Source organism: Desulfofarcimen acetoxidans DSM 771, from assembly GCF_000024205.1.
Classification (GTDB): Bacteria; Bacillota; Desulfotomaculia; order Desulfotomaculales; family Desulfofarciminaceae; genus Desulfofarcimen; species Desulfofarcimen acetoxidans.
Window position 1 is genome coordinate 1 of record NC_013216.1, and the last position, 19,286, is coordinate 19,286.

17 protein-coding genes and 3 tRNA genes are annotated in these 19,286 nt (G+C 34.7%); 18 read left to right on the forward strand and 2 right to left on the reverse strand.

What is annotated here, in order from left to right:
- The first annotated feature begins 30 nt into the window (after positions 1 to 30).
- From dnaA to DTOX_RS00065, 14 genes are all read left to right on the forward strand, one after another.
- A complete protein-coding gene (dnaA, locus tag DTOX_RS00005) occupies positions 31 to 1,371 on the forward strand; it encodes a chromosomal replication initiator protein DnaA (RefSeq protein WP_012813418.1) in 1,341 nt (446 codons plus the stop codon).
- A gap of 219 nt (positions 1,372 to 1,590) precedes the next feature.
- Positions 1,591 to 2,694, forward strand: coding sequence for a DNA polymerase III subunit beta (gene dnaN, locus DTOX_RS00010; RefSeq protein ID WP_012813419.1), 1,104 nt, complete (start codon positions 1,591 to 1,593; stop codon positions 2,692 to 2,694).
- A gap of 48 nt (positions 2,695 to 2,742) precedes the next feature.
- Positions 2,743 to 2,928 carry an RNA-binding S4 domain-containing protein gene (locus DTOX_RS21830; RefSeq protein ID WP_340140026.1) on the forward strand — a complete coding sequence of 62 codons (186 nt, stop codon included), beginning with the start codon at positions 2,743 to 2,745 and terminating at the stop codon, positions 2,926 to 2,928.
- Between the two features lie 23 nt (positions 2,929 to 2,951).
- Complete coding sequence (gene recF / locus DTOX_RS00015; RefSeq protein ID WP_012813421.1) at positions 2,952 to 4,082, forward strand: DNA replication/repair protein RecF; 1,131 nt, start codon at positions 2,952 to 2,954, stop codon at positions 4,080 to 4,082.
- Positions 4,083 to 4,331, forward strand: coding sequence for an extracellular matrix regulator RemB (gene remB, locus DTOX_RS00020; protein ID WP_012813422.1), 249 nt, complete (start codon positions 4,083 to 4,085; stop codon positions 4,329 to 4,331).
- 248 nt (positions 4,332 to 4,579) lie between these two features.
- Entirely contained in the window at positions 4,580 to 6,487 is a 1,908-nt protein-coding gene (gene gyrB, locus DTOX_RS00025) for a DNA topoisomerase (ATP-hydrolyzing) subunit B (RefSeq protein WP_012813423.1), read from the forward strand.
- 45 nt (positions 6,488 to 6,532) lie between these two features.
- Entirely contained in the window at positions 6,533 to 8,968 is a 2,436-nt protein-coding gene (gene gyrA, locus DTOX_RS00030; protein ID WP_012813424.1) for a DNA gyrase subunit A, read from the forward strand.
- A gap of 426 nt (positions 8,969 to 9,394) precedes the next feature.
- Positions 9,395 to 9,616 (forward strand): hypothetical protein, encoded by a 222-nt coding sequence (locus DTOX_RS00035; protein WP_012813425.1) that lies wholly within the window; start codon positions 9,395 to 9,397, stop codon positions 9,614 to 9,616.
- Between the two features lie 334 nt (positions 9,617 to 9,950).
- Positions 9,951 to 11,333, forward strand: coding sequence for an NAD(P)/FAD-dependent oxidoreductase (locus tag DTOX_RS00040; RefSeq protein WP_012813426.1), 1,383 nt, complete (start codon positions 9,951 to 9,953; stop codon positions 11,331 to 11,333).
- Between the two features lie 30 nt (positions 11,334 to 11,363).
- Positions 11,364 to 12,647 (forward strand): adenylosuccinate synthase, encoded by a 1,284-nt coding sequence (locus DTOX_RS00045; protein WP_012813427.1) that lies wholly within the window; start codon positions 11,364 to 11,366, stop codon positions 12,645 to 12,647.
- 124 nt (positions 12,648 to 12,771) lie between these two features.
- Positions 12,772 to 12,847: transfer RNA gene (locus tag DTOX_RS00050), tRNA-Lys, on the forward strand.
- A gap of 3 nt (positions 12,848 to 12,850) precedes the next feature.
- Positions 12,851 to 12,926 (forward strand) — tRNA-Glu (locus tag DTOX_RS00055).
- 94 nt (positions 12,927 to 13,020) lie between these two features.
- Entirely contained in the window at positions 13,021 to 15,402 is a 2,382-nt protein-coding gene (locus DTOX_RS21125) for a RecQ family ATP-dependent DNA helicase (protein WP_012813428.1), read from the forward strand.
- A gap of 60 nt (positions 15,403 to 15,462) precedes the next feature.
- Positions 15,463 to 15,537 (forward strand) — tRNA-Gly (locus DTOX_RS00065).
- Between the two features lie 134 nt (positions 15,538 to 15,671).
- On the opposite strand, the gene DTOX_RS21835 is transcribed toward DTOX_RS00065, so the two are convergent.
- Both DTOX_RS21835 and DTOX_RS21130 read right to left on the reverse strand, forming a co-directional pair.
- Positions 15,672 to 15,860, reverse strand: a complete 189-nt coding sequence (locus DTOX_RS21835) for a tyrosine-type recombinase/integrase (protein ID WP_083773326.1) — start codon at positions 15,858 to 15,860, stop codon at positions 15,672 to 15,674.
- A complete protein-coding gene (locus DTOX_RS21130; RefSeq protein ID WP_052292884.1) occupies positions 15,836 to 16,189 on the reverse strand; it encodes a hypothetical protein in 354 nt (117 codons plus the stop codon). Before DTOX_RS21130 ends, DTOX_RS21835 begins: the two co-directional genes overlap by 25 nt.
- 270 nt (positions 16,190 to 16,459) lie before the next feature.
- On the opposite strand from DTOX_RS21130, the gene DTOX_RS21135 reads away from it, so the two are divergent.
- The 4 genes from DTOX_RS21135 to DTOX_RS00095 all read left to right on the forward strand — a co-directional run bounded on the left by DTOX_RS21135 (position 16,460) and on the right by DTOX_RS00095 (position 19,040).
- Positions 16,460 to 16,975: a hypothetical protein gene (locus DTOX_RS21135; protein ID WP_012813429.1), complete on the forward strand. Its 516-nt coding sequence runs from the start codon at positions 16,460 to 16,462 to the stop codon at positions 16,973 to 16,975.
- On the forward strand, positions 16,965 to 17,210 hold the full coding sequence (locus tag DTOX_RS00080; protein ID WP_012813430.1) for a hypothetical protein: 246 nt from the start codon (positions 16,965 to 16,967) through the stop codon (positions 17,208 to 17,210). The genes DTOX_RS21135 and DTOX_RS00080 overlap by 11 nt, the downstream gene beginning before the upstream one ends.
- Positions 17,211 to 17,212: 2 nt before the next feature.
- Positions 17,213 to 17,644, forward strand: a complete 432-nt coding sequence (locus DTOX_RS00085; protein WP_012813431.1) for a protein-export chaperone SecB — start codon at positions 17,213 to 17,215, stop codon at positions 17,642 to 17,644.
- Between the two features lie 853 nt (positions 17,645 to 18,497).
- Positions 18,498 to 19,040 (forward strand): Uma2 family endonuclease, encoded by a 543-nt coding sequence (locus tag DTOX_RS00095; protein WP_012813433.1) that lies wholly within the window; start codon positions 18,498 to 18,500, stop codon positions 19,038 to 19,040.
- The last annotated feature ends 246 nt before the right edge of the window (positions 19,041 to 19,286 follow it).

Genomic DNA, 19,286 nt, shown 5'->3' on the forward strand with positions numbered 1-19,286 from the left:
TTTTAAATAGAATTAGGGGGTTATCCACCATTGAAAAATACTAATGTCAAGAATATTTGGGAAGAATTACTCATTTCTATAAAGAATAAAGTGTCACAACAATCCTATGACTTGTGGATAAATTCACTCAACCCCATTGGACTGCATAATAATGTTCTAACCATTGAGGTGTCTGACAACTTTACTAAGGACTGGATTAATGACCGTTACTATCCTTTATTAAAGTCTAATTTAAGAAATGTATTAAAAACTGATACTGATATCCAATTTATTCTCGCCGCTGAAGTGGAAAATTACTTATCCCAACACAGCTTAGAAAAGGTTGAGGAAGCTAAAGAGGATATTGAGTATAACACCAACCATATCAAATCAAAATATACATTTGATACTTTTGTAGTAGGTGACAGCAACAGGTTTGCTCATGCAGCCTGTTTTGCAGTTGCAGAATCACCCGCAAAATCATACAACCCTTTATTTATCTATGGAGGAGTGGGTTTAGGCAAAACTCACCTAATGCACGCTATAGCGCATTATATTTTAACCCAGGGTACCGGTTCAAAAGTTGTTTATGTAACTTCTGAAAAGTTTACCAATGAACTAATTAATTCTTTTCGCGATGATCAAACCATAAAATTCCGTAATAAATACCGCAGCATGAATATACTGCTTATTGATGATATTCAGTTTCTGGCTGGTAAAGAAAGAACTCAGGAGGAATTCTTTCATACCTTTAATACATTGTATGAGGCAAATAAACAAATTATTATTTCCAGCGACCGTCCACCCAAAGAAATACCTACACTGGAAGACAGATTGAGATCTCGTTTTGAATGGGGTCTAATAACAGATATACAAGCTCCTGACTATGAAACCAGAATAGCCATCCTAAGAAAAAAAGCTCAAGTAGACAAGCTTTATATTCCGGATGAAGTAATAAATTTTATTGCGACAAAAATAAAATCCAATATACGTGAACTGGAAGGGTGTTTAATCAGGATTATTGCCTATGCATCTTTTACAAAAAAAGAGATGAACGTGGAACTGGCTGAACAGGTTTTAAAAGATATTTTAAATCCAAAAACAAAACAAATAACTGTAGAATTAATTCAAAAATCTATAGCGGAACATTTTGAAATAAAAAGTGAAGAGTTAAAGGCAAAAAACAGAAGCAGAACAATTTCACATCCCAGGCAAATCGCTATGTATTTAGCCAGAGAGCTAACTGACCTTTCACTGCCTAAAATAGGTGAAGCCTTTGGCGGACGTGATCATACTACAGTTTTGCACGCTCATGAAAAAATTAAAGAACAAATTAAAAAGGATGGGAAATTAGAAAATACACTAAAAGAGCTTATAAACAAGCTGCAATAATAACAGGTTGTTGATTTTGTTAATTACTTGTATAAATTTTTTTAAAAAATTTATTTTAAATATTTGTCCAAAGATTAATTAAAGTATTGTAAACAGTAATAAACCTTAATTTTACTGCTCTAATTAGCTTTTTCAACAAAAACACAGCCATTACTACTACTAAAGTAATTATATTTTTATAAAAATAACAATAATAATAAACAAAAAGGAGGGGAAATTATGAAATTCATCAGTACAAAAGACAATCTTCTTTATGCAATTCAAACTGTACAAAAAGCTGTTTCCCCAAAAAGCCTTTTGCCAATTTTATCGGGAATTTTATTCAAAGCCTATGACAATACATTAATTGTAAGGGCAACAGATCTTGAACTAGGTATAGAATGCTTTTTGCCTGTAAAAGTTATAGAAACAGGAGAAATTGTTTTACCGTCGAAATATATAATTGATATTATAAGAAGACTTCCTGATACTGTTATTGAGTTTGAAAGCAACGATTATTTGAATTCAATTACTATAAAATATAAAAATTCACAGGCTAATATACACGGCTTTGCGGCAGATGAATTCCCGATGCTTCCACCTTTAAACGACGGTTTTACTTTTTTAATTTCCACTAGCATTTTTAAAAAAATGTTAAGACAAACTATTTTTGCCACAGGTACAGATGAAAACAGACCTGTTTTTACCGGCATTCATTTTCAAATATTAGAACAGGAATTTAAAATGGTAGCAACTGATACGCACAGATTAGCTATGATTACAGAACATTTGCCCCTAATTAAGCAGGAATTGCCCGGTATTATAGTACCAGGCAAAACGCTGAGTGAACTATTAAAAATATTAAACTCAACACAAGATGAAGAAATAAAGATTACCGTTACTGAAAATCAAATTTTCTTTTTGCTTAATGAAATAAATATAATATCCAGGCTAATTAAAGGACAGTATCCAAATTATCATCATGTTATACCCAAAGACATAATTGCTAAAATTAAAATTAAGTTAAGTGATTTTATACAATCTGTAGAAAGGGCTTCTCTTTTAAGCAGTTCAATATCTCAACATATAAGAATAGATTGCGAGAATAGTGATTTTATAGTCATTTCATCGAATAATGAAGCAGGTCACATATATGAAGAAATACCGGTCTTTTTTGAAGGAGAAGCTTTACAAATTTATTTTAACAGTAAGTATTTGATGGATGCGCTTAAAGCTGTAGATTCAGAAGAAATTTATCTCGAATTATCGGGACCTATTAATCCTTGTTTATTGAGAACAGAAGACAGAAACTACTTATCAATTTTATTGCCGGTAAGACCTTAAAGTCTGGAGTGATTTAGACTGAATAAGCAGATAAAAGTTAAAGGCCCTATACGATTAGATCAGTTTTTAAAATGGGCCACTATTGTTTCCACTGGTGGACAAGCTAAGATTCTTATAACTTCAGGTGGTGTAAAGGTTAATCAAAGTATCGAAATTAAAAGGGGAAGAAATTTGAAAAATGGTGATATTGTACAAGTAGGAGATATTCTTTACCATGTCAATAGTACAGAATAATTAATTGAGAGGTAATAATTGGTTTGCGAATAAAAGAATTATTTATTAATAATTTTCGCAACTACAAAAGTTTGCATATAAAGCCCAAGGAAAACTTAAATATTTTTATAGGTGATAATGCCCAGGGTAAAACTAATATACTGGAAGCTATATGTTTTTTATTGCAAGGAAGATCTTTTCGAACTTCACATGAAAAAGAAATTATAAATTTTGATTCTGAGCAATCTAAATTAAAAACTGAGTTGAAAGCTTATAACCAAAACTATTCAATTGATATAAGTTTAAGCAGAACAAAGCCAAAAATTATTAAGATAAACAATTCCACTACCAGTAAACCTGAACTTGCTACTAATTTTGGCACTATAGTATTTACTCCTGATCAGTTATCAATAATAAAAGGCTCACCTAAAGAGAGAAGACGGTTTTTGGATTTGGAATTAGCAAGTTTTTATCCCCAATATAAATATTATTTTGTCAACTATCAAAAAGTACTGCTCCAGCGCAATAATCTTCTAAAAGAGTTAAAAGAAAAAAAACAAGCTGATACTTTTGATTTACTGGAACTTTGGGACAATCAATTAATTAGTTATGGTGCTAAAATCTTAATGGCCAGAATGGAAATTTTAAAGAAATTAATCCCAATGGCTCAGCAGATTCATAATCAAATAACATCAGATAAAGAAAAATTAACAATAAGGTACAGATCAAGCCTGAATTTAAACAGCAATTTCAGGGAAGAACTAATATATGACCAGTTTAGAGAGGTAATATTAAAAAACAGGCAGCAAGATTACTTAAAAGGCCAGACAACAGTTGGACCTCATCGTGATGATCTGGTTTTTTTGATTAATAATAAAAATATTACGGATTTTGGTTCGCAAGGACAACAAAGAACTATTATTTTAACCTTGAAATTTGCTATAATAAATCTTTGGAGTTGCGAGTTAAACGATGTACCGGTACTATTGCTGGATGATGTTTTTTTTGAATTGGACAGTAAAAGACAAAAATATATTTTTGATTTATTAAATAAGGATGTTCAGGTATTTATAACTTCAACCGGTATGGCTAATACTGAGAAAAATTTAATTAATATAAAAAAGAATGCAATATTTAATGTACGCAGCGGTTTAGTTTGTGAGGAGGAATTATAGATGTTTTTACATCTCGGTGCAGATATTGTTATACCAAAAAAAGATGTAATTATGATAATCGATATTCGTACAAAGAGATCTTCCGTTACCAGAGAGTTTTTACAGATATCCGAGGATGAAGGTTTCACTAAAGTAATAGCTGAAAAAGTTAAATCAGTTGTTATTACTAGCAAAAATGTTTATATGTCACCTATTTCTTGTGCTACTTTAAAGAAACGAGCGGAAAATATTTTTGAATCAATAAAATAGAATTTACAAAAAAGGTATGGATTAAGATTTAAATCTTAATCCATACCTTTTTATTACTCTAGAAGATTATAAAAATTATGAACATATTTTTAATATGTTCATGAAATAGTAAAACTGGATAAACTAATATAGTAATTTATATATAAATATTTATAATTATTGTTATGTAGATAAAATATCATTTGATTATTATACATTTTTATTATAAAATTAAATGTCGGAGCAATAATTAACAGGGGGTTCTTAAATTGCCAGAGCGGATTACCGAAAGGTATGGTGCTGAAGAAATACAGGTCTTAGAAGGACTGGAGGCTGTACGCCGCAGGCCGGGTATGTATATAGGCAGTACCGGTGCTAAGGGTTTGCATCATTTGGTATATGAAGTTGTTGATAACAGTATTGATGAGGCAATGGCCGGTTATTGCGATCATATAGAAGTATTTATTAATGAGGATAACTCAATTACTGTTACTGATAACGGGCGAGGTATACCGGTAGATATACACTCAAAAACAGGTAACTCGGCTGTAGAACTGGTTATGACTACACTGCATGCCGGTGGTAAATTTGGCGGGGGTGGTTATAAGGTATCCGGTGGTCTTCACGGAGTGGGGGTATCAGTAGTTAATGCTCTTTCTAAATGGTTGGAAGTGGAAGTAAGGCGGCAGGGAAAGATTTTTTTTCAGCGTTATGAAAGAGGAATCCCGGTTAGCGACTTAAAAATTGTAGGAGACAGCAGTTTTACCGGGACGAAAATTACTTTTTCCCCGGATGAAGAAATATTTGAAGATGTAATATTTAGTCGTGAAACACTGGAGCAGCGGTTGCAAGAATTAGCTTATTTAAACAGCAGGGTGAAGATATATTTAAAGGATTTTATAAATAACCTGGAATTTTCATATATGTATGAAGGTGGCATTAAAGATTTTGTTGCCCATATAAATCAGGATAAAATTTTGTTGCCGGAAGCACCTCTCTATTTTGTGAGAGAAAAAGATCATGTTATGGTAGAAGTAGCTATGCAGTACACTGATGCCTATTTTGAAAATTTATTTTCTTATGTAAATAATATACATACAATAGACGGTGGAACACATGAGGCCGGTTTTAGATCGGCATTAACCAGAGTTATTAATGATTATGCTAAGAAGAATAATTTAATTAAAAATAATGAAGGTAATTTATCAGGTGAAGATATCAGGGAAGGACTTACTGCAGTTATTAGCATTAAGGTGCCTGAACCCCAATTTGAAGGACAAACCAAGGGTAAACTGGGCAACAGTGAGGTAAGAGGTATAGTTGATTCCGTGGTTGCGGAAGGACTCAGTACATTTTTAGAAGAAAATCCTGCTGTTTCTAAAAAAATTATTGAAAAGTCAATATCAGCTTTCCGGGCCAGAGAAGCTGCGCGTAAAGCCAGGGAATTAACCAGGCGTAAAAATGTCTTGGAATCTTCAACTTTACCGGGAAAATTGTCTGATTGTTCTAATCGGGATCCTAGTGAGAGTGAACTGTATCTGGTGGAGGGTGATTCAGCCGGAGGTTCAGCCAAGCAAGGCAGAGATAGAAAATTTCAGGCTATATTACCTTTAAAAGGAAAAATATTAAATGTGGAAAAGGCTCGCCTGGATAAAATTTTAAATAATGATGAAATAAGGGCTATGATTACAGCTTTAGGCACTGGGATAGGGGAAGATTTCGATATAACCAAAGCACGCTATCATAAATTGATCATAATGACTGATGCTGATGTAGATGGTTCGCATATCAGAACTCTCTTGTTGACTTTTTTTTACCGGTATATGCGCCCATTAATAGAAGCCGGTTATATATTTATAGCCCAACCTCCTTTATATCGTTTAAAAAAGGGAAAAATGGAGATTTATTTATACAGTGACAGGGATTTAGAAAATAAATTAAAAGAAGTTGGCCGTAACGGTATAAGTATTCAGCGTTATAAAGGTCTTGGTGAAATGGATGCTCAACAGCTTTGGGATACTACTATGGACCCGGAGAACAGAACTATTCTCATGGTTGAATTGGAAAATGCCGCGGAGGCGGATAAGATATTTGATACTTTAATGGGTGACAGAGTTGAACCAAGAAGAAGCTTTATTAATAAGCATGCTCATGATGTAAGAAACCTTGATATATAGATTATGATATTTGGTAAAAACCTATGAATTTGAGGTGACTTAAATTTGTCTGCCGGTAAAGTTGTACCGATTAACTTGAAAGACGAAATGAAGAACTCTTATATGGATTATGCTATGAGCGTTATAGTCGGACGGGCCCTGCCTGATGTCAGAGATGGTTTAAAGCCTGTACACAGGAGAATTATCTATGCTATGCATGGTTTAGGAATGACTCCTGATAAAGCTCATAAAAAGTGCGCTCATATTGTAGGTGAAGTACTGGCCAAGTATCACCCGCATGGTGATGTGGCTGTTTATGATGCTTTAGTACGTATGGCACAAAGTTTTTCTATTCGTTATACCCTGGTGGACGGTCACGGCAACTTTGGTTCGGTAGATGGCGATTCTGCAGCGGCTATGCGTTATACAGAAGCTCGTATGACTAAGATTGCTACAGAGATGCTCACTGATATTGAAAAAGAAACGGTGGACTTTATTCCTAATTATGATGAGAGTATAGAGGAACCAACTGTTTTGCCGGCCAGGGTACCAAATTTACTAATCAATGGTTCCTCCGGTATTGCCGTAGGCATGGCTACAAATATACCACCACATAATCTTGCTGAAGTAATAGATGGTGTTATAATGCTGGTGGATAACCCGGAAGCCGATTCCAGGACATTAATGAAAGCAGTAAAGGGTCCCGATTTTCCTACTGCCGGTAAAATAATGGGTGTACAGGGTATAATATCGGCTTATACCACAGGCAGGGGTTCCATAAAAATACGTGCTCAAGCCGAAATAGAAGAAATGAGTGGCGGTAAAAACAGAATAGTTGTTAATGAAATACCTTATCAGGTTAACAAAGCCCGTTTAATTGAAAAAATAGCTGAATTAGTAAGGGATAAAAAGATAGAGGGTATTTCTGATTTGCGTGATGAATCAGATCGCAAGGGTATGCGTATAGTTATAGAATTAAAGAGAGATGTTTACCCGCAGCTTGTTTTAAATCAATTATACAAACATACTAAAATGCAAGATAGCTTTGGTGTAATCATGCTGGCACTGGTTGACGGAAGACCTAATGTTTTGAATTTGAGGGATATGCTTTATTATTATCTGGAGCATCAGAAAGATATTATAATCCGCCGTACTACCTTTGATTTGAAAAAAGCTGAGGCCAGAGCTCATATTGTAGAAGGTTTAAGAATTGCACTGGCTAACCTGGATGAAGTTATTAATACTATTAGATCTTCGCAAACGGTTGAAATTGCCAAGCAGGGCTTAGTTGAAAAATTTCTTTTAACAGAGATTCAGGCCCAGGCTATTTTGGAAATGAGACTACAACGTTTAACCGGCTTAGAAATAGAAAAGCTGGAACAAGAATACCGGGATCTGATGGAAAAGATAGCTTATTTGGAAGCAATTCTCTCTGATGAAGGAAAAATTTTAGCTATTATTAAAGATGAGTTATTGGAAATCAGGAAAAAATATGCTGATAAAAGACGTACTGTAATAAGTGATGAAGACACTGCCTTTGACGTTGAAGATTTAATAGCTGAAGAAGATATGGTAATTACTATAACCAGAAACGGTTATATTAAAAGACTGCCTCTGGATACTTATCGTAGCCAAAAAAGAGGCGGACGCGGCATTTCAGCTATGGGAGTAAAAGAGAAAGATTTTCTGAAGCATTTATTTATTACTTCCACTCACCATTATATTTTATTCTTCACTAATAAAGGTAAAGTATACCGTTTAAAGGTACATGAAATTCCTGAAGCCGGTCGCCAATCAAAAGGTACTGCTATTATAAATTTACTCTTTGTCGGAACTGAAGAAAAAGTAACAACTGTAATACCGGTAAAAGAGTTTAATAAAGATGAATTCCTTTTTATGTGTACTAAGAATGGTATTGTGAAAAAGACTTCTCTTAATGAATTTGACACTTCAAGGCGAGACGGTATTATTGCCCTAACTCTGGATGATCATGACGACTTGGTAGATGTCAGGTTAACCAACGGTCAGGAAGAGATTATTATTGGAACACAAAAAGGGCTGGCTATCAGGTTTTCTGAAGATGATGTACGTAAACTGGGACGTATAGCTAAAGGTGTAAGGGGTATAGGTCTAATTGAAGGTGATTTTGTAGTAGGTATGGATACTGTTAGAAATGAAGGGGATTTGCTGGTAGTTACTAAAAATGGTTTTGGTAAGAAAACACCTATATCTGAGTACCGTTTACAGACAAGAGGCGGTAAAGGAATAATTAATGTAAAAATTTCGGATCGCAATGGCCCAGTTGTTTCTCTATTGGTGGTTAAACCAGATGAAGAAATAATGATGCTTAGCTCTGAAGGGATTATAATCCGCATGAAGGTAAATGAAATTTCAACTACAGGCAGGGCGACTCAAGGTGTAACTTTAATGAAATTATCTTCCGGTGACAGTGTGGCGACAATAGCCAAAGTGAATGCAGAAGTAGATGCCGATGTTGAATAAAAAACCTCTTTTTATTAAGAGGTTTTTTATTTTATTTTGACATAATAATCGCTGCGCATTGAAAATGTTGAATTTTGATTTTCTGCATTTACACCTTTTAATATAAATTTTAAATAAACAAAACTCTATATTCTTATAATTATTGTTTATTGGTTTTTATAAATATATATTGATTTTTTTATAGAAACTATTCTTTTAAAACTAATGTCGAATGCTTTATTTAATTCGACAGTCTTAGTTAATATATCTGAAGGGTTTTTATAGACTGTTTAGAGAATTATTATTGTGTGAAAATAATAATTAACATGTATGATAAATACATAATATTTTTCTTTTCTCCGTATATAAAATAAAGGTAAAATAATTTTTATATCTTTACCTTGTAATAATCAATAACAATAATTTATAATAATGGAGGTATTTATTTTGCAAAGTTCACTTAAGAATAATTTACAGAAAATTGCTCAAAGAAAGATTGTTAATATTAATGACTATCAAAAAGTAGATATTGTTGCTAATGATCATACTGTTGAGCAGATTAAGAAAATATGCCAGAGAACAGGATTAACTATTTCTCAAGTAATTGAGGGTATAATCAGAACTGCTTTGGAAGACAAAAATCTTACAGCTGTTTCAGGAAACAGCTAATGCCAAACAAATAATAACGAGCTTTATAGCTCGTTTTTTGTTGTCCTGGGAATTAAAAGTTATAAATAAATATTTACTACTATATTATTTCTAGTTCTGAAAATATGTTAATTTTATAAGTGTAAATTTTATTGACAATTTAATATTCTTTTGCTAAAATGAACTTGTTGTATGATCATTTTTAAGCAGGTGCAATATTTCTTGTTTAAAATATAGTACAGATGCATAAATTTTATTATTAGACTCAAACCAGTCAATTAAAAGGTTGTTTGAGTTTATTTTATGCATTGGTGCAGCATAGGAGGGGATTATTATTGCCCCAAAAAAATATGATGTGATAATTGTAGGGGCCGGACCCGCCGGTATTTTCAGTGCTCTAGAGTTGATAAAGAATCAATCTGATTTACGAATACTGATAGTTGAAAAGGGTAGAGATTTAGTAAATAGAAAATGTATTTCCAAGGAAAAGAATATAAGCTGTGCACAGTGTTCTCCCTGTTCAATAGTATGTGGTTGGGGTGGCGCCGGTGCTTTCAGTGACGGTAAACTTACTCTGTCTACTGAAGTTGGAGGCACGCTGGATAAGTATATCGGTGTTAATGAACTGGTTCAATTAATAGAGTATGTGGATAGTATATATGTGAAGTTTGGTGCTCCTGATAAAGTGTACGGTGGTGATAATGAGGACGAGAATCAAACATTTCAGAGAAAAGCTGTTTTAGCCGGTTTAAAACTCGTGCCTATATTAATTCGCCATCTTGGTACAGGAAGATGCATGCAAATATTACTGGCTATGAAAGAACACTTATTATCAAGCGGTGTAGAAGTTCTTACAAATTGTTCTGTAGAATCAGTCTTGACAGAAGATAAAACAGTAACAGGGATAAAAACAGCTGATGGTAATGTTTATGAGAGTGGTTATGTCATTCTGGCTCCGGGAAGGGAGGGTTCTTCCTGGCTTTCTGCTGAAGCAGACAGATTGGGCATAAAAACCGCTGTTAATCCTGTTGATATAGGTGTTAGGGTAGAATTGCCGCATTCCGTTATGAAACCATTAACAGAAATTTTTTATGAATCAAAATTTATATATCACTCGAAAACTTTTGAAGATCCGGTCCGTACATTTTGCATGAACCCTTATGGTGAAGTTGTTTTAGAAAATAACGATGGACTAATTACAGTTAATGGCCATTCACATGCTTACAAGAAAACAAAAAATACAAACTTTGCCATATTGGTTAGCAATAAGTTTACCGAACCTTTTAAAGAACCTATTACTTATGGTAAAAATGTAGCAGCCCTGGCCAATCTTTTAAGTGGTGGTGTAATAATTCAACGCCTGGGAGATTTATTAAATGGACGCCGTACAACACAAGATAAATTAGAGAGATGCCCGGTAGAACCAACTTTAAAAGAAGCTAAACCGGGTGATTTAAGTTTTGTTTTTCCTTACAGGCAGTTAACCAGTATTTTAGAAATGTTGAAAGCTATGGACAGAATAGCGCCCGGAGTGTATTCCCGATATACTCTTTTGTATGGGGTAGAAGTAAAATTTTATTCATCTCGTTTAGATTTAAATAATTTACTGGAAACACCTATAAATAACTTATTTGCTGCCGGTGACGGCCCGGGAGTTACCAGGGGATTAGCTCAGGCATCTGCTGCGGGTGTTTTGGCAGCCAGACAAATATTAAAAAGGATAAATCAAAATAAATAAGGAATACTGTATAATATAGGGGGATTATAAATGTCAACAGTTGTTCTTATAGGTGCCCAGTGGGGTGATGAAGGAAAAGGCAAGGTAACCGATTATCTGTCTGAAAGAGCTGATATGGTAGTTCGTTATCAGGGTGGTAATAATGCAGGGCATACAGTAGTTGTGGGTGATGATGAGTTTAAACTGCATTTGATTCCCTCAGGTATCTTGTATAAAGATAAACTATGCCTGATTGGTAATGGTGTGGTAATTGATCCTTCGGTACTAATGGAAGAAATAAAGGGCTTACAAGAACGCGGTATAAATACTGATAATCTTCGCATAAGTACCAGGGCTCATGTGATTTTGCCTTATCACAGGGAATTGGATAAAGCTGAAGAAGATAGTAAGGGCAAGAATAAGATCGGTACAACATGCCGTGGTATTGGTCCAACTTATATGGATAAATCAGCCCGTGTAGGTGTTAGAATTATAGATCTGATGGAAGAAGACAGATTAGCAGAAATACTGGAAATGAATATAAAAACTAAAAATAAAATACTTACTAAAGTTTATGATCATGAAAGTTTTAATTTTAATGAAGTATTTAAAATAGCAAAGCAATATGCCGATAATTTGCGTAAATATGTAACTGATACATCGCTTTTGATAAATGACGTTATTGATGAGGGAAAAAATGTTTTATTTGAAGGTGCTCAAGGTACACTTTTAGATTTAGATCATGGAACATACCCCTATGTTACATCGTCTAATCCTGTAGCAGCCGGAGCCTGTCTGGGTGCAGGTGTAGGACCGACGAAAATAAATAAAATTCTTGGTGTGGTTAAAGCATATACTACCCGTGTTGGTGAAGGTCCCTTCCTTACTGAATTAATGGATAATCTGGGGGAAATGATCAGGCAGAACGGGCGTGAGTTTGGCACTACAACCGGCAGGCCTAGAAGATGTGGCTGGTATGATGCTGTAATTACTCGCTATGCCGTGCGAATTAACGGTTTAACCTTCCTGGCTGTAACTAAGTTGGATGTATTAACCGGTTTGGAAAAATTGAAGATTTGTACTGGCTATAAATTTGAGGATAAAATATTAAAAGATTTTCCCTGCAGCTTAAAAACTCTTACTAAATGCGAGCCGGTTTATGAAGAAATGCCTGGCTGGCAGGAAGATATTTCTCAAATAAAAAATTTTGCTGATCTGCCGGTGAATGCACAGAGATACTTAAATAGAATTGCAGAACTGGCCGGTGTGCCTGTAGCTGTTATAGGTGTTGGTATGAAACGTGATCAAACCATTATTGTACATGAATTATTTTAAGTAGTTATTAACAGTAAAATCCAGTTTTTTACCGGTCTTTTTCAATCAAGATTTAATATAAAAAATATAGTTGACAAGCCTGCCACTTTTGTAGTATTATCTTAATCGTGAGGTGTGACCCATTGACCCATTAGCTCAGTCGGTAGAGCACCTGACTTTTAATCAGGGTGTCCCGCGTTCGAGTCGCGGATGGGTCACCACCAGGCCCCATGGTCAAGCGGTCTAAGACACCGCCCTTTCACGGCGGTAACCCGGGTTCGAATCCCGGTGGGGTCACCATTTTAAGAGAGGTTTTGCTTTAACAGGCAAGACCTCTTTTTTATACTTAATATATTATAAAGAGTTTAGTGCTGGCAATTGCGGAGGTAAAGATATGGAGTTGAAAGCCGCTCTAAAAAAATATTTTAATTTTGAGCAATTCAGGGCCGGACAGAGAGAAGTTATAGAATATGTATTAAATAAGCAAGATGTTTTGGCAGTAATGCCAACAGGACAAGGTAAATCATTATGCTACCAACTTCCAGCCTTTATGTTGTCAGGAACAACTCTTGTTATATCTCCTTTAGTAGCTTTGATGAAAGATCAGGTTGATTCCTTATGGGCAAAAAACCTGGATCAGGTAACATTAATTAACAGCCAAATAGATTTTATTGATTACCAGGAAAGAATGACCGGTATAAGTCAAGGCAATTATAAGTTAGTTTATATAGCTCCGGAAAGATTGAGAAACAGTAGATTTATTGAACAGTTATCCAGAATTAAATTAGATCTTTTGGTAATAGACGAAGCTCATTGCCTATCCCAATGGGGACATGATTTTAGGCCTGATTATCTTAATATCAAGGATTTTTATCAAAATCTTAATTACCGCCCGACAATTCTGGCTTTAACTGCGACTGCCACTCCCATGGTACAACAGGATATACTGCACTATCTGGATATTCCAAGAGCGAAATTAATTAATAGCGGTAGTGATCGCCCTAACCTTTATATGGAAATTATAAGAGTAGATAAAGAAAAAGATAAGCTGCCTGCTTTGAGAGAAACATTAAAAAACCAGAGAGATAACGGTATTATCTATGCGGCTACCAGAAAGGACAGTGAATGGTTGTCAGTTTGGCTGGCGCGTCATTTGGGGATAAAAACAGCCTGTTATCATGCGGGATTGAATAAAGATGAGCGCAGCAGAGTGCAGGAGGATTTTTTAGGGGGTAAAATAAATACCGTTGTGGCTACAAATGCTTTTGGAATGGGTATTGATAAACCCAATATCAGGTTTGTTATTCACTATTGTCTGCCGGCTTCTTTAGAGGCTTATTATCAGGAGATTGGACGCGCGGGAAGAGATAATCTGCCCTCCCGCTGTACGCTGATTTATGCAGCTAAAGACAAGCAATTACAGGAGTGGATTATTGATAACGATGTTATAAAAAGAGATGATCTAGTGGTTTTCTGGCGTGCTTTGAAGGAATATATGCAAAACGGTACATCTGTAATACCTATATACCATTTGGAAGAACATAATCTCAATGAAACAAAACAGCGCCTGCTGGTAAGCATGTTGGAAAGAAGACAATTGATTAAGCTGGCGGACAAAGACCAGGATAATTTAATTCTGGAAGCAGGCGTGGTTAAAGCTACACCGGATATAATGAAAGAGGTTATGGCAGAGGCAGAAGAGAGAATAAATTTCCGTAAAGAAAAATTAAATGCTGTAGTTAATTGGATAAACGGCAGCAGCTGCCGCAGAGAGATACTTTTAAATTATTTTGGTGAGCAAAAACAATTTAAGCATGATAATTGTTGTGATGCATGCGATAGAGCAAAACGGCTGAATCTTGTCGAGTCTACTTTGCCTATCGAAGTTTTAAAATGTGTTAAGATATTAACCCGTAATGTTGGGCGTTCTAAACTGGCCGATATTTTAAAAGGATCTAAAGCAAAAGATATTATTAGCTTTTCTTATGATAAAGTCCCTTGTTATGGTCAAATGTCTTCCTTTAACCGGAACAAAATAATGAGATTGATTGATAGTTTGTTGGGTGACGGTTATTTAATGCAGCAAGGCAGTGAATACCCGGTTTTAATGTTAACTGAAAAGGGTAAAAATGCTTTAGAGAATAAAAAAACCTTACCTGTATGGGAGGATGCGGCACCGCAGCAGGAGAAAACGGCAGGACTGATTGACGATACAGGGATGAAAATAATTTCAGAGTTGAAAAATTACCGGTTGAAGTTGTCTCAGCAGGAGCAAAAACCACCTTATGTCTATTTCCATGACCGTGTGTTGGAGGAAATTGCTCTTATGCAGCCTTCCAGCAATGCTCAATTATTATTAATTAATGGTATGGGTGAGAAAAAGGTTGCTGCTCATGGGCAAGATATTTTAAATATAGTTGCTAAATATACAGGAACGGATCAGCAGGCTAATATTGATTCGACTGCTACAAAAGAGATATTGCTTAATAAAGTAAAAGAACTTTGCCGGAGTGGTTATAGTATTGAAAATATAGCTCAGGAAACAGGCAGAGCTGTATCCACTGTAGAGACTTATCTTGAACAACTGGTCAGTGAGGGAAAACTGGAATTGGCTGAGCTATTGTCCTGGGAAGTCAGAAAGCAGATTTACCTGGTAATAGAAAAATTCGGATTAATGTCTCAGCTTAAAATAATAAAAGATAATCTGCCGGAAGATATATCTTATCACTATATAAAGCTTGTACGCTCAGCTTTGTTAAGAAGATATGAAGTATAAAAATTCAACCGGAGTATATCTTGACTTTTATTAATTGTGTGGTATAATAATTCTCACTTAGCGGGTGTAGCTCAACGGTAGAGCACCAGCTTCCCAAGCTGGGGGTTGCGAGTTCGAGTCTCGTCACCCGCTCCAACTAAATCAAGGGTTCAGAAGTTAGGAGCCTGACAGTAAAAACGAATTTGACAGTGAAACTGAAAACAAAAAATCCTGCTCAAGGGCAGGTTAAGAATAACCTTTCAGGTATTGCCGGAAGGTTTTTTTATTTGCTATTTTTTAGATACCACATCGGAGAACAATATATTTTCAATAACCTTGAGTGCCTCTGTTTTCATTGCTTTATTGGTCTTACAATAAATATCATACGTTGTGGATATTTTAGCATGTCCCAGTATTTCCTGCAGGACTTTAGGCTCTTCCCTGGCCTCCAGCATTAACGTTGCAAAAGTGTGTCGCATGGCGTGTGAAACTTAATATGAGGCAAACCTGCTCTTTCTAATATTTTAGTATGCAGCCGGAAAAAATTCCGGGGTTCAGTTGGTTTGCCTTCCACCGTGGCAAATACCAGATCGTTATCATGATACGCTTCACCCAGGGGCAGCTTTTCTTGTGCTTGCCGGGCTTTATGGTTTTTAATCTTCTGTAATATACCTGGTAATAATGGAATTTCATGTTTACCCTTTTCTATATTAGGTTCAGAAAATATTAGCTTGGATGTTTTTTCATCCGGAAAGGTGACATGGGCCAGAGTCCTTTTAATACTTATGAATATTATTCTTAAAGTCAATATCCTCCCATTTGAAGGCTAATAATTCGCCTCGTTTTGACTATTAATAATGCGTACCAGGGTGGGACATTTTATTTGCTCTTGGGGTGTTTCTATGGGGATTTGTGCTTAAGGAAAGTTTAAAAATATTTTCCAAAATTTTATTTAGGCAGCAGGAATTTTTGTTGAATTAGTAGAATCTAAGTTCATAGTGAATAGTACATTTAAAAAAACTATTCTATAATACTTTGTTTAATAGTATTATAATTAATAAAAGAGGAAAGAATCATAATGGCTGAAACTTTTATTGGGTTTCATGGTACTACTGCAGAAAACGCTAAAGAAATAATAAAAACGAGATATTTTAAATATTCAATGGATGATGAAGAATGGTTAGGTGAAGGTGTATATTTCTTTGAAAAGGATATTAAACAAGCATATTATTATTGTGTTAAGGCAAAGAAATATACTAACTGGACGATATTAAAAAGTAAAATAGTATGTAATGTGTTTTGGGATTTAACTTTAACCGATCATGTAGAAGAGTTTCAAAAAATAGCAAAGCTATTTAAAGATAGATATCATAAAAGAAAAGATGGTCGTCCTAGAAAACTAATGAACGCCGTTGTATTTAATGCGATGTATAAATTAAAACCGTTTGATATTATAAGAGCTCCATTTCCCGTACCTAAAGGTTACGTTGTACAAAGAACTAACATTGTACCAATACATATTCAATTATGTGTTAGAAATTCTGAGTGTATATGTAAAGACTCAATTGAGGAGGTGTCATATAATGGACATTAAAAAGTATAGTGAAGAAGTAATAGATTTGCTCAATAATTTATCAGACGAAGAATTTGATATGCTTTTAATAGATGCGGGCATAGTTGAAGTAGATGAATGTCCTTTTGTGATGGATACTTCACTTAAAATTAGTCTTAGCATGTCTGTATCCTATAAAGAAGCAGCAGGTATTTATTCGCATTCAATAACCGACGCAAATAAAAATAACTTTGTGGTTGATTTAAAGGTGGCTTAGAAATGGACAATCAGTTAGTTAGTGTTTTTAAGTTTATTGATTATAAAGTTGATTATATTAATTTTAAATTAAATTCTGGTTTTACATTTGAAGAGCCTATAGATATTGATTTTGATTTGCGAGTTGAGATGGCATTTAATAGTGAAAAACCTAAAGGAAAAATAACTATAAATGCGATTGTTTTTGACAATGCGGAGGAAAATAGGTTCCCTTTTTTTTTAGATATTGCAGTTACTGGACTATTTGCAGGCGAAGACGGCATGCCTATTGAAGAGTTTAGAAAATATTGTGAGACAAGTGGAACGGCCGCAATGTTTCCATTCCTAAGATCAGCAATTGCTGATATCACCCGAACTGCTAATATAGAGTCATTGATATTACCTATAATTAATATTCGTAATTTAATGAAGAAAGACGTGGAATCTAAGACCTAATTAATCTCCTAAGAATACAGGAGTTTTGGGTCTTATATTTTTTTAAGCAATACATCAACAATAGGTTAAATCTCTGCCCAATTTCTAATCTCTAAAAACAAAATCCATTGTTTATAGGATTTTGTTTTTAATGTATTTGGATGATTTGATTCTTTCTATAGAACATATTGGTACTATATCTGTAATTTGTATCTAGTATTTTGGGTGCCCAATAATCATGAAAATATTGGTTGATGATACTCTAAGCCATGGAGTTGATACTTTCCATGCAGATGTACCTACTTTATCACAATGCCAATAACTTGGTGTTGCTTATTTATATTAGTTTTACCCATCCCTTTTTAGCAATCGGATCATAATAGACGAAATAAATTTTAAACGGTTCCATAGTTACCGATTCCCTTAATTGCTTAAATAAAATATCAATAGAGCCTTGTTCACATGTATCAGTCAACCGGTCATTGAGCATAGTAGACACTGTACGTCAGGAAAAACATATGCCTCCAGAATAAGTATAACATCGCTTTAGGAACCTCGTTAGGACTCATAATATATTGCAAATCTATTCGCTGAACGTATTGATCTGTGAGTAATATTGTACCTGACATAATAGCTATTAAAATACTAACAATAACCAAGATCCATTTAATCCTAATCTTCAAATGAAGCAATACCTTCCCTTTTTTCATGAATAAACAAATGAAACCAGTCACTACGCTGGGATAACCATAGCACACCCTACTCCCTGCTAAATAGTTACAAGAATCGGAAATTATATTTGAAAATGAAATATTGAGGACTTCCCGGCTGGACTGTGTTATAATTTCTTAAAAATGCAAAGGAGGGGAAACCAATGCAAGAAACACTGTACACTTACGACGATTACTTAAAATTGGACGACGATAACCGATATGAGATAATCGGGGGTAAGTTGATTATGGTACCTTCTCCAAAGTCTAAACATCAAATAATTAGTTTAGAATTAGCGTCTACACTGCTGGATTATGTACGAAAAAATAAATTAGGCAGAGTTATTACCGCCCCGATGGATGTTGTTTTGTCTCACACTGAAAAACCACAGCCGGACATTTTATTTATTTCAAAGGATAGGCTGAACATTATTACTGAAAATAATATTCAAGGCACACCGGATTTGCTGATTGAGATACTTTCACCGTCAACTGCCATATATGACCGTACAGAAAAAAGCAAGATATATTACAAATATGGGGTCAAGGAGTATTGGATTGTTGACCCGGATATTAAATGCATAGAAATTTTTGTACCGGGAGAAATGAACTGGAACCTATTTGGAGCATTTAACATAAATGATATTTTGGTATCGCCACTCTTATCAGGTCTGGAGATTAATATGAAGGAATTGTTCGACATATGAATATATTGATTAGTGCAAGAGCTACAAGGATTTAAAGTTTATTAATGGCCAACCATCATTATTCTTTTCCACAATGAAGTTGACTTTACTATTATTAATTTGGCCGAGAACTTTTGTAAAGTCACCACTAGATCTTTCAATTATACAATCACATATTACCTTAATAGAAGCGTTTATTGGTAGAAACACACTTCTCACGGCAGCAACAAAGCCAATCTGATAACTCATCAGGTTCACCATCTTAAT

What these genes read in the sequence shown, in the direction of transcription:
- remB (WP_012813422.1), top strand. Translation starts at nt 4,083, where the DNA reads ATGTTTTTACATCTCGGTGCAGATATTGTTATACCAAAAAAAGATGTA.
- DTOX_RS00080 (WP_012813430.1), top strand. Translation starts at nt 16,965, where the DNA reads ATGGACATTAAAAAGTATAGTGAAGAAGTAATAGATTTGCTCAATAAT.
- DTOX_RS21135 (WP_012813429.1), top strand. Translation starts at nt 16,460, where the DNA reads ATGGCTGAAACTTTTATTGGGTTTCATGGTACTACTGCAGAAAACGCT.
- dnaN (WP_012813419.1), top strand. Translation starts at nt 1,591, where the DNA reads ATGAAATTCATCAGTACAAAAGACAATCTTCTTTATGCAATTCAAACT.
- DTOX_RS21125 (WP_012813428.1), top strand. Translation starts at nt 13,021, where the DNA reads ATGGAGTTGAAAGCCGCTCTAAAAAAATATTTTAATTTTGAGCAATTC.
- DTOX_RS00095 (WP_012813433.1), top strand. Translation starts at nt 18,498, where the DNA reads ATGCAAGAAACACTGTACACTTACGACGATTACTTAAAATTGGACGAC.
- DTOX_RS00045 (WP_012813427.1), top strand. Translation starts at nt 11,364, where the DNA reads ATGTCAACAGTTGTTCTTATAGGTGCCCAGTGGGGTGATGAAGGAAAA.
- DTOX_RS21835 (WP_083773326.1), bottom strand. Translation starts at nt 15,860, where the DNA reads ATGCGACACACTTTTGCAACGTTAATGCTGGAGGCCAGGGAAGAGCCT.
- DTOX_RS00085 (WP_012813431.1), top strand. Translation starts at nt 17,213, where the DNA reads ATGGACAATCAGTTAGTTAGTGTTTTTAAGTTTATTGATTATAAAGTT.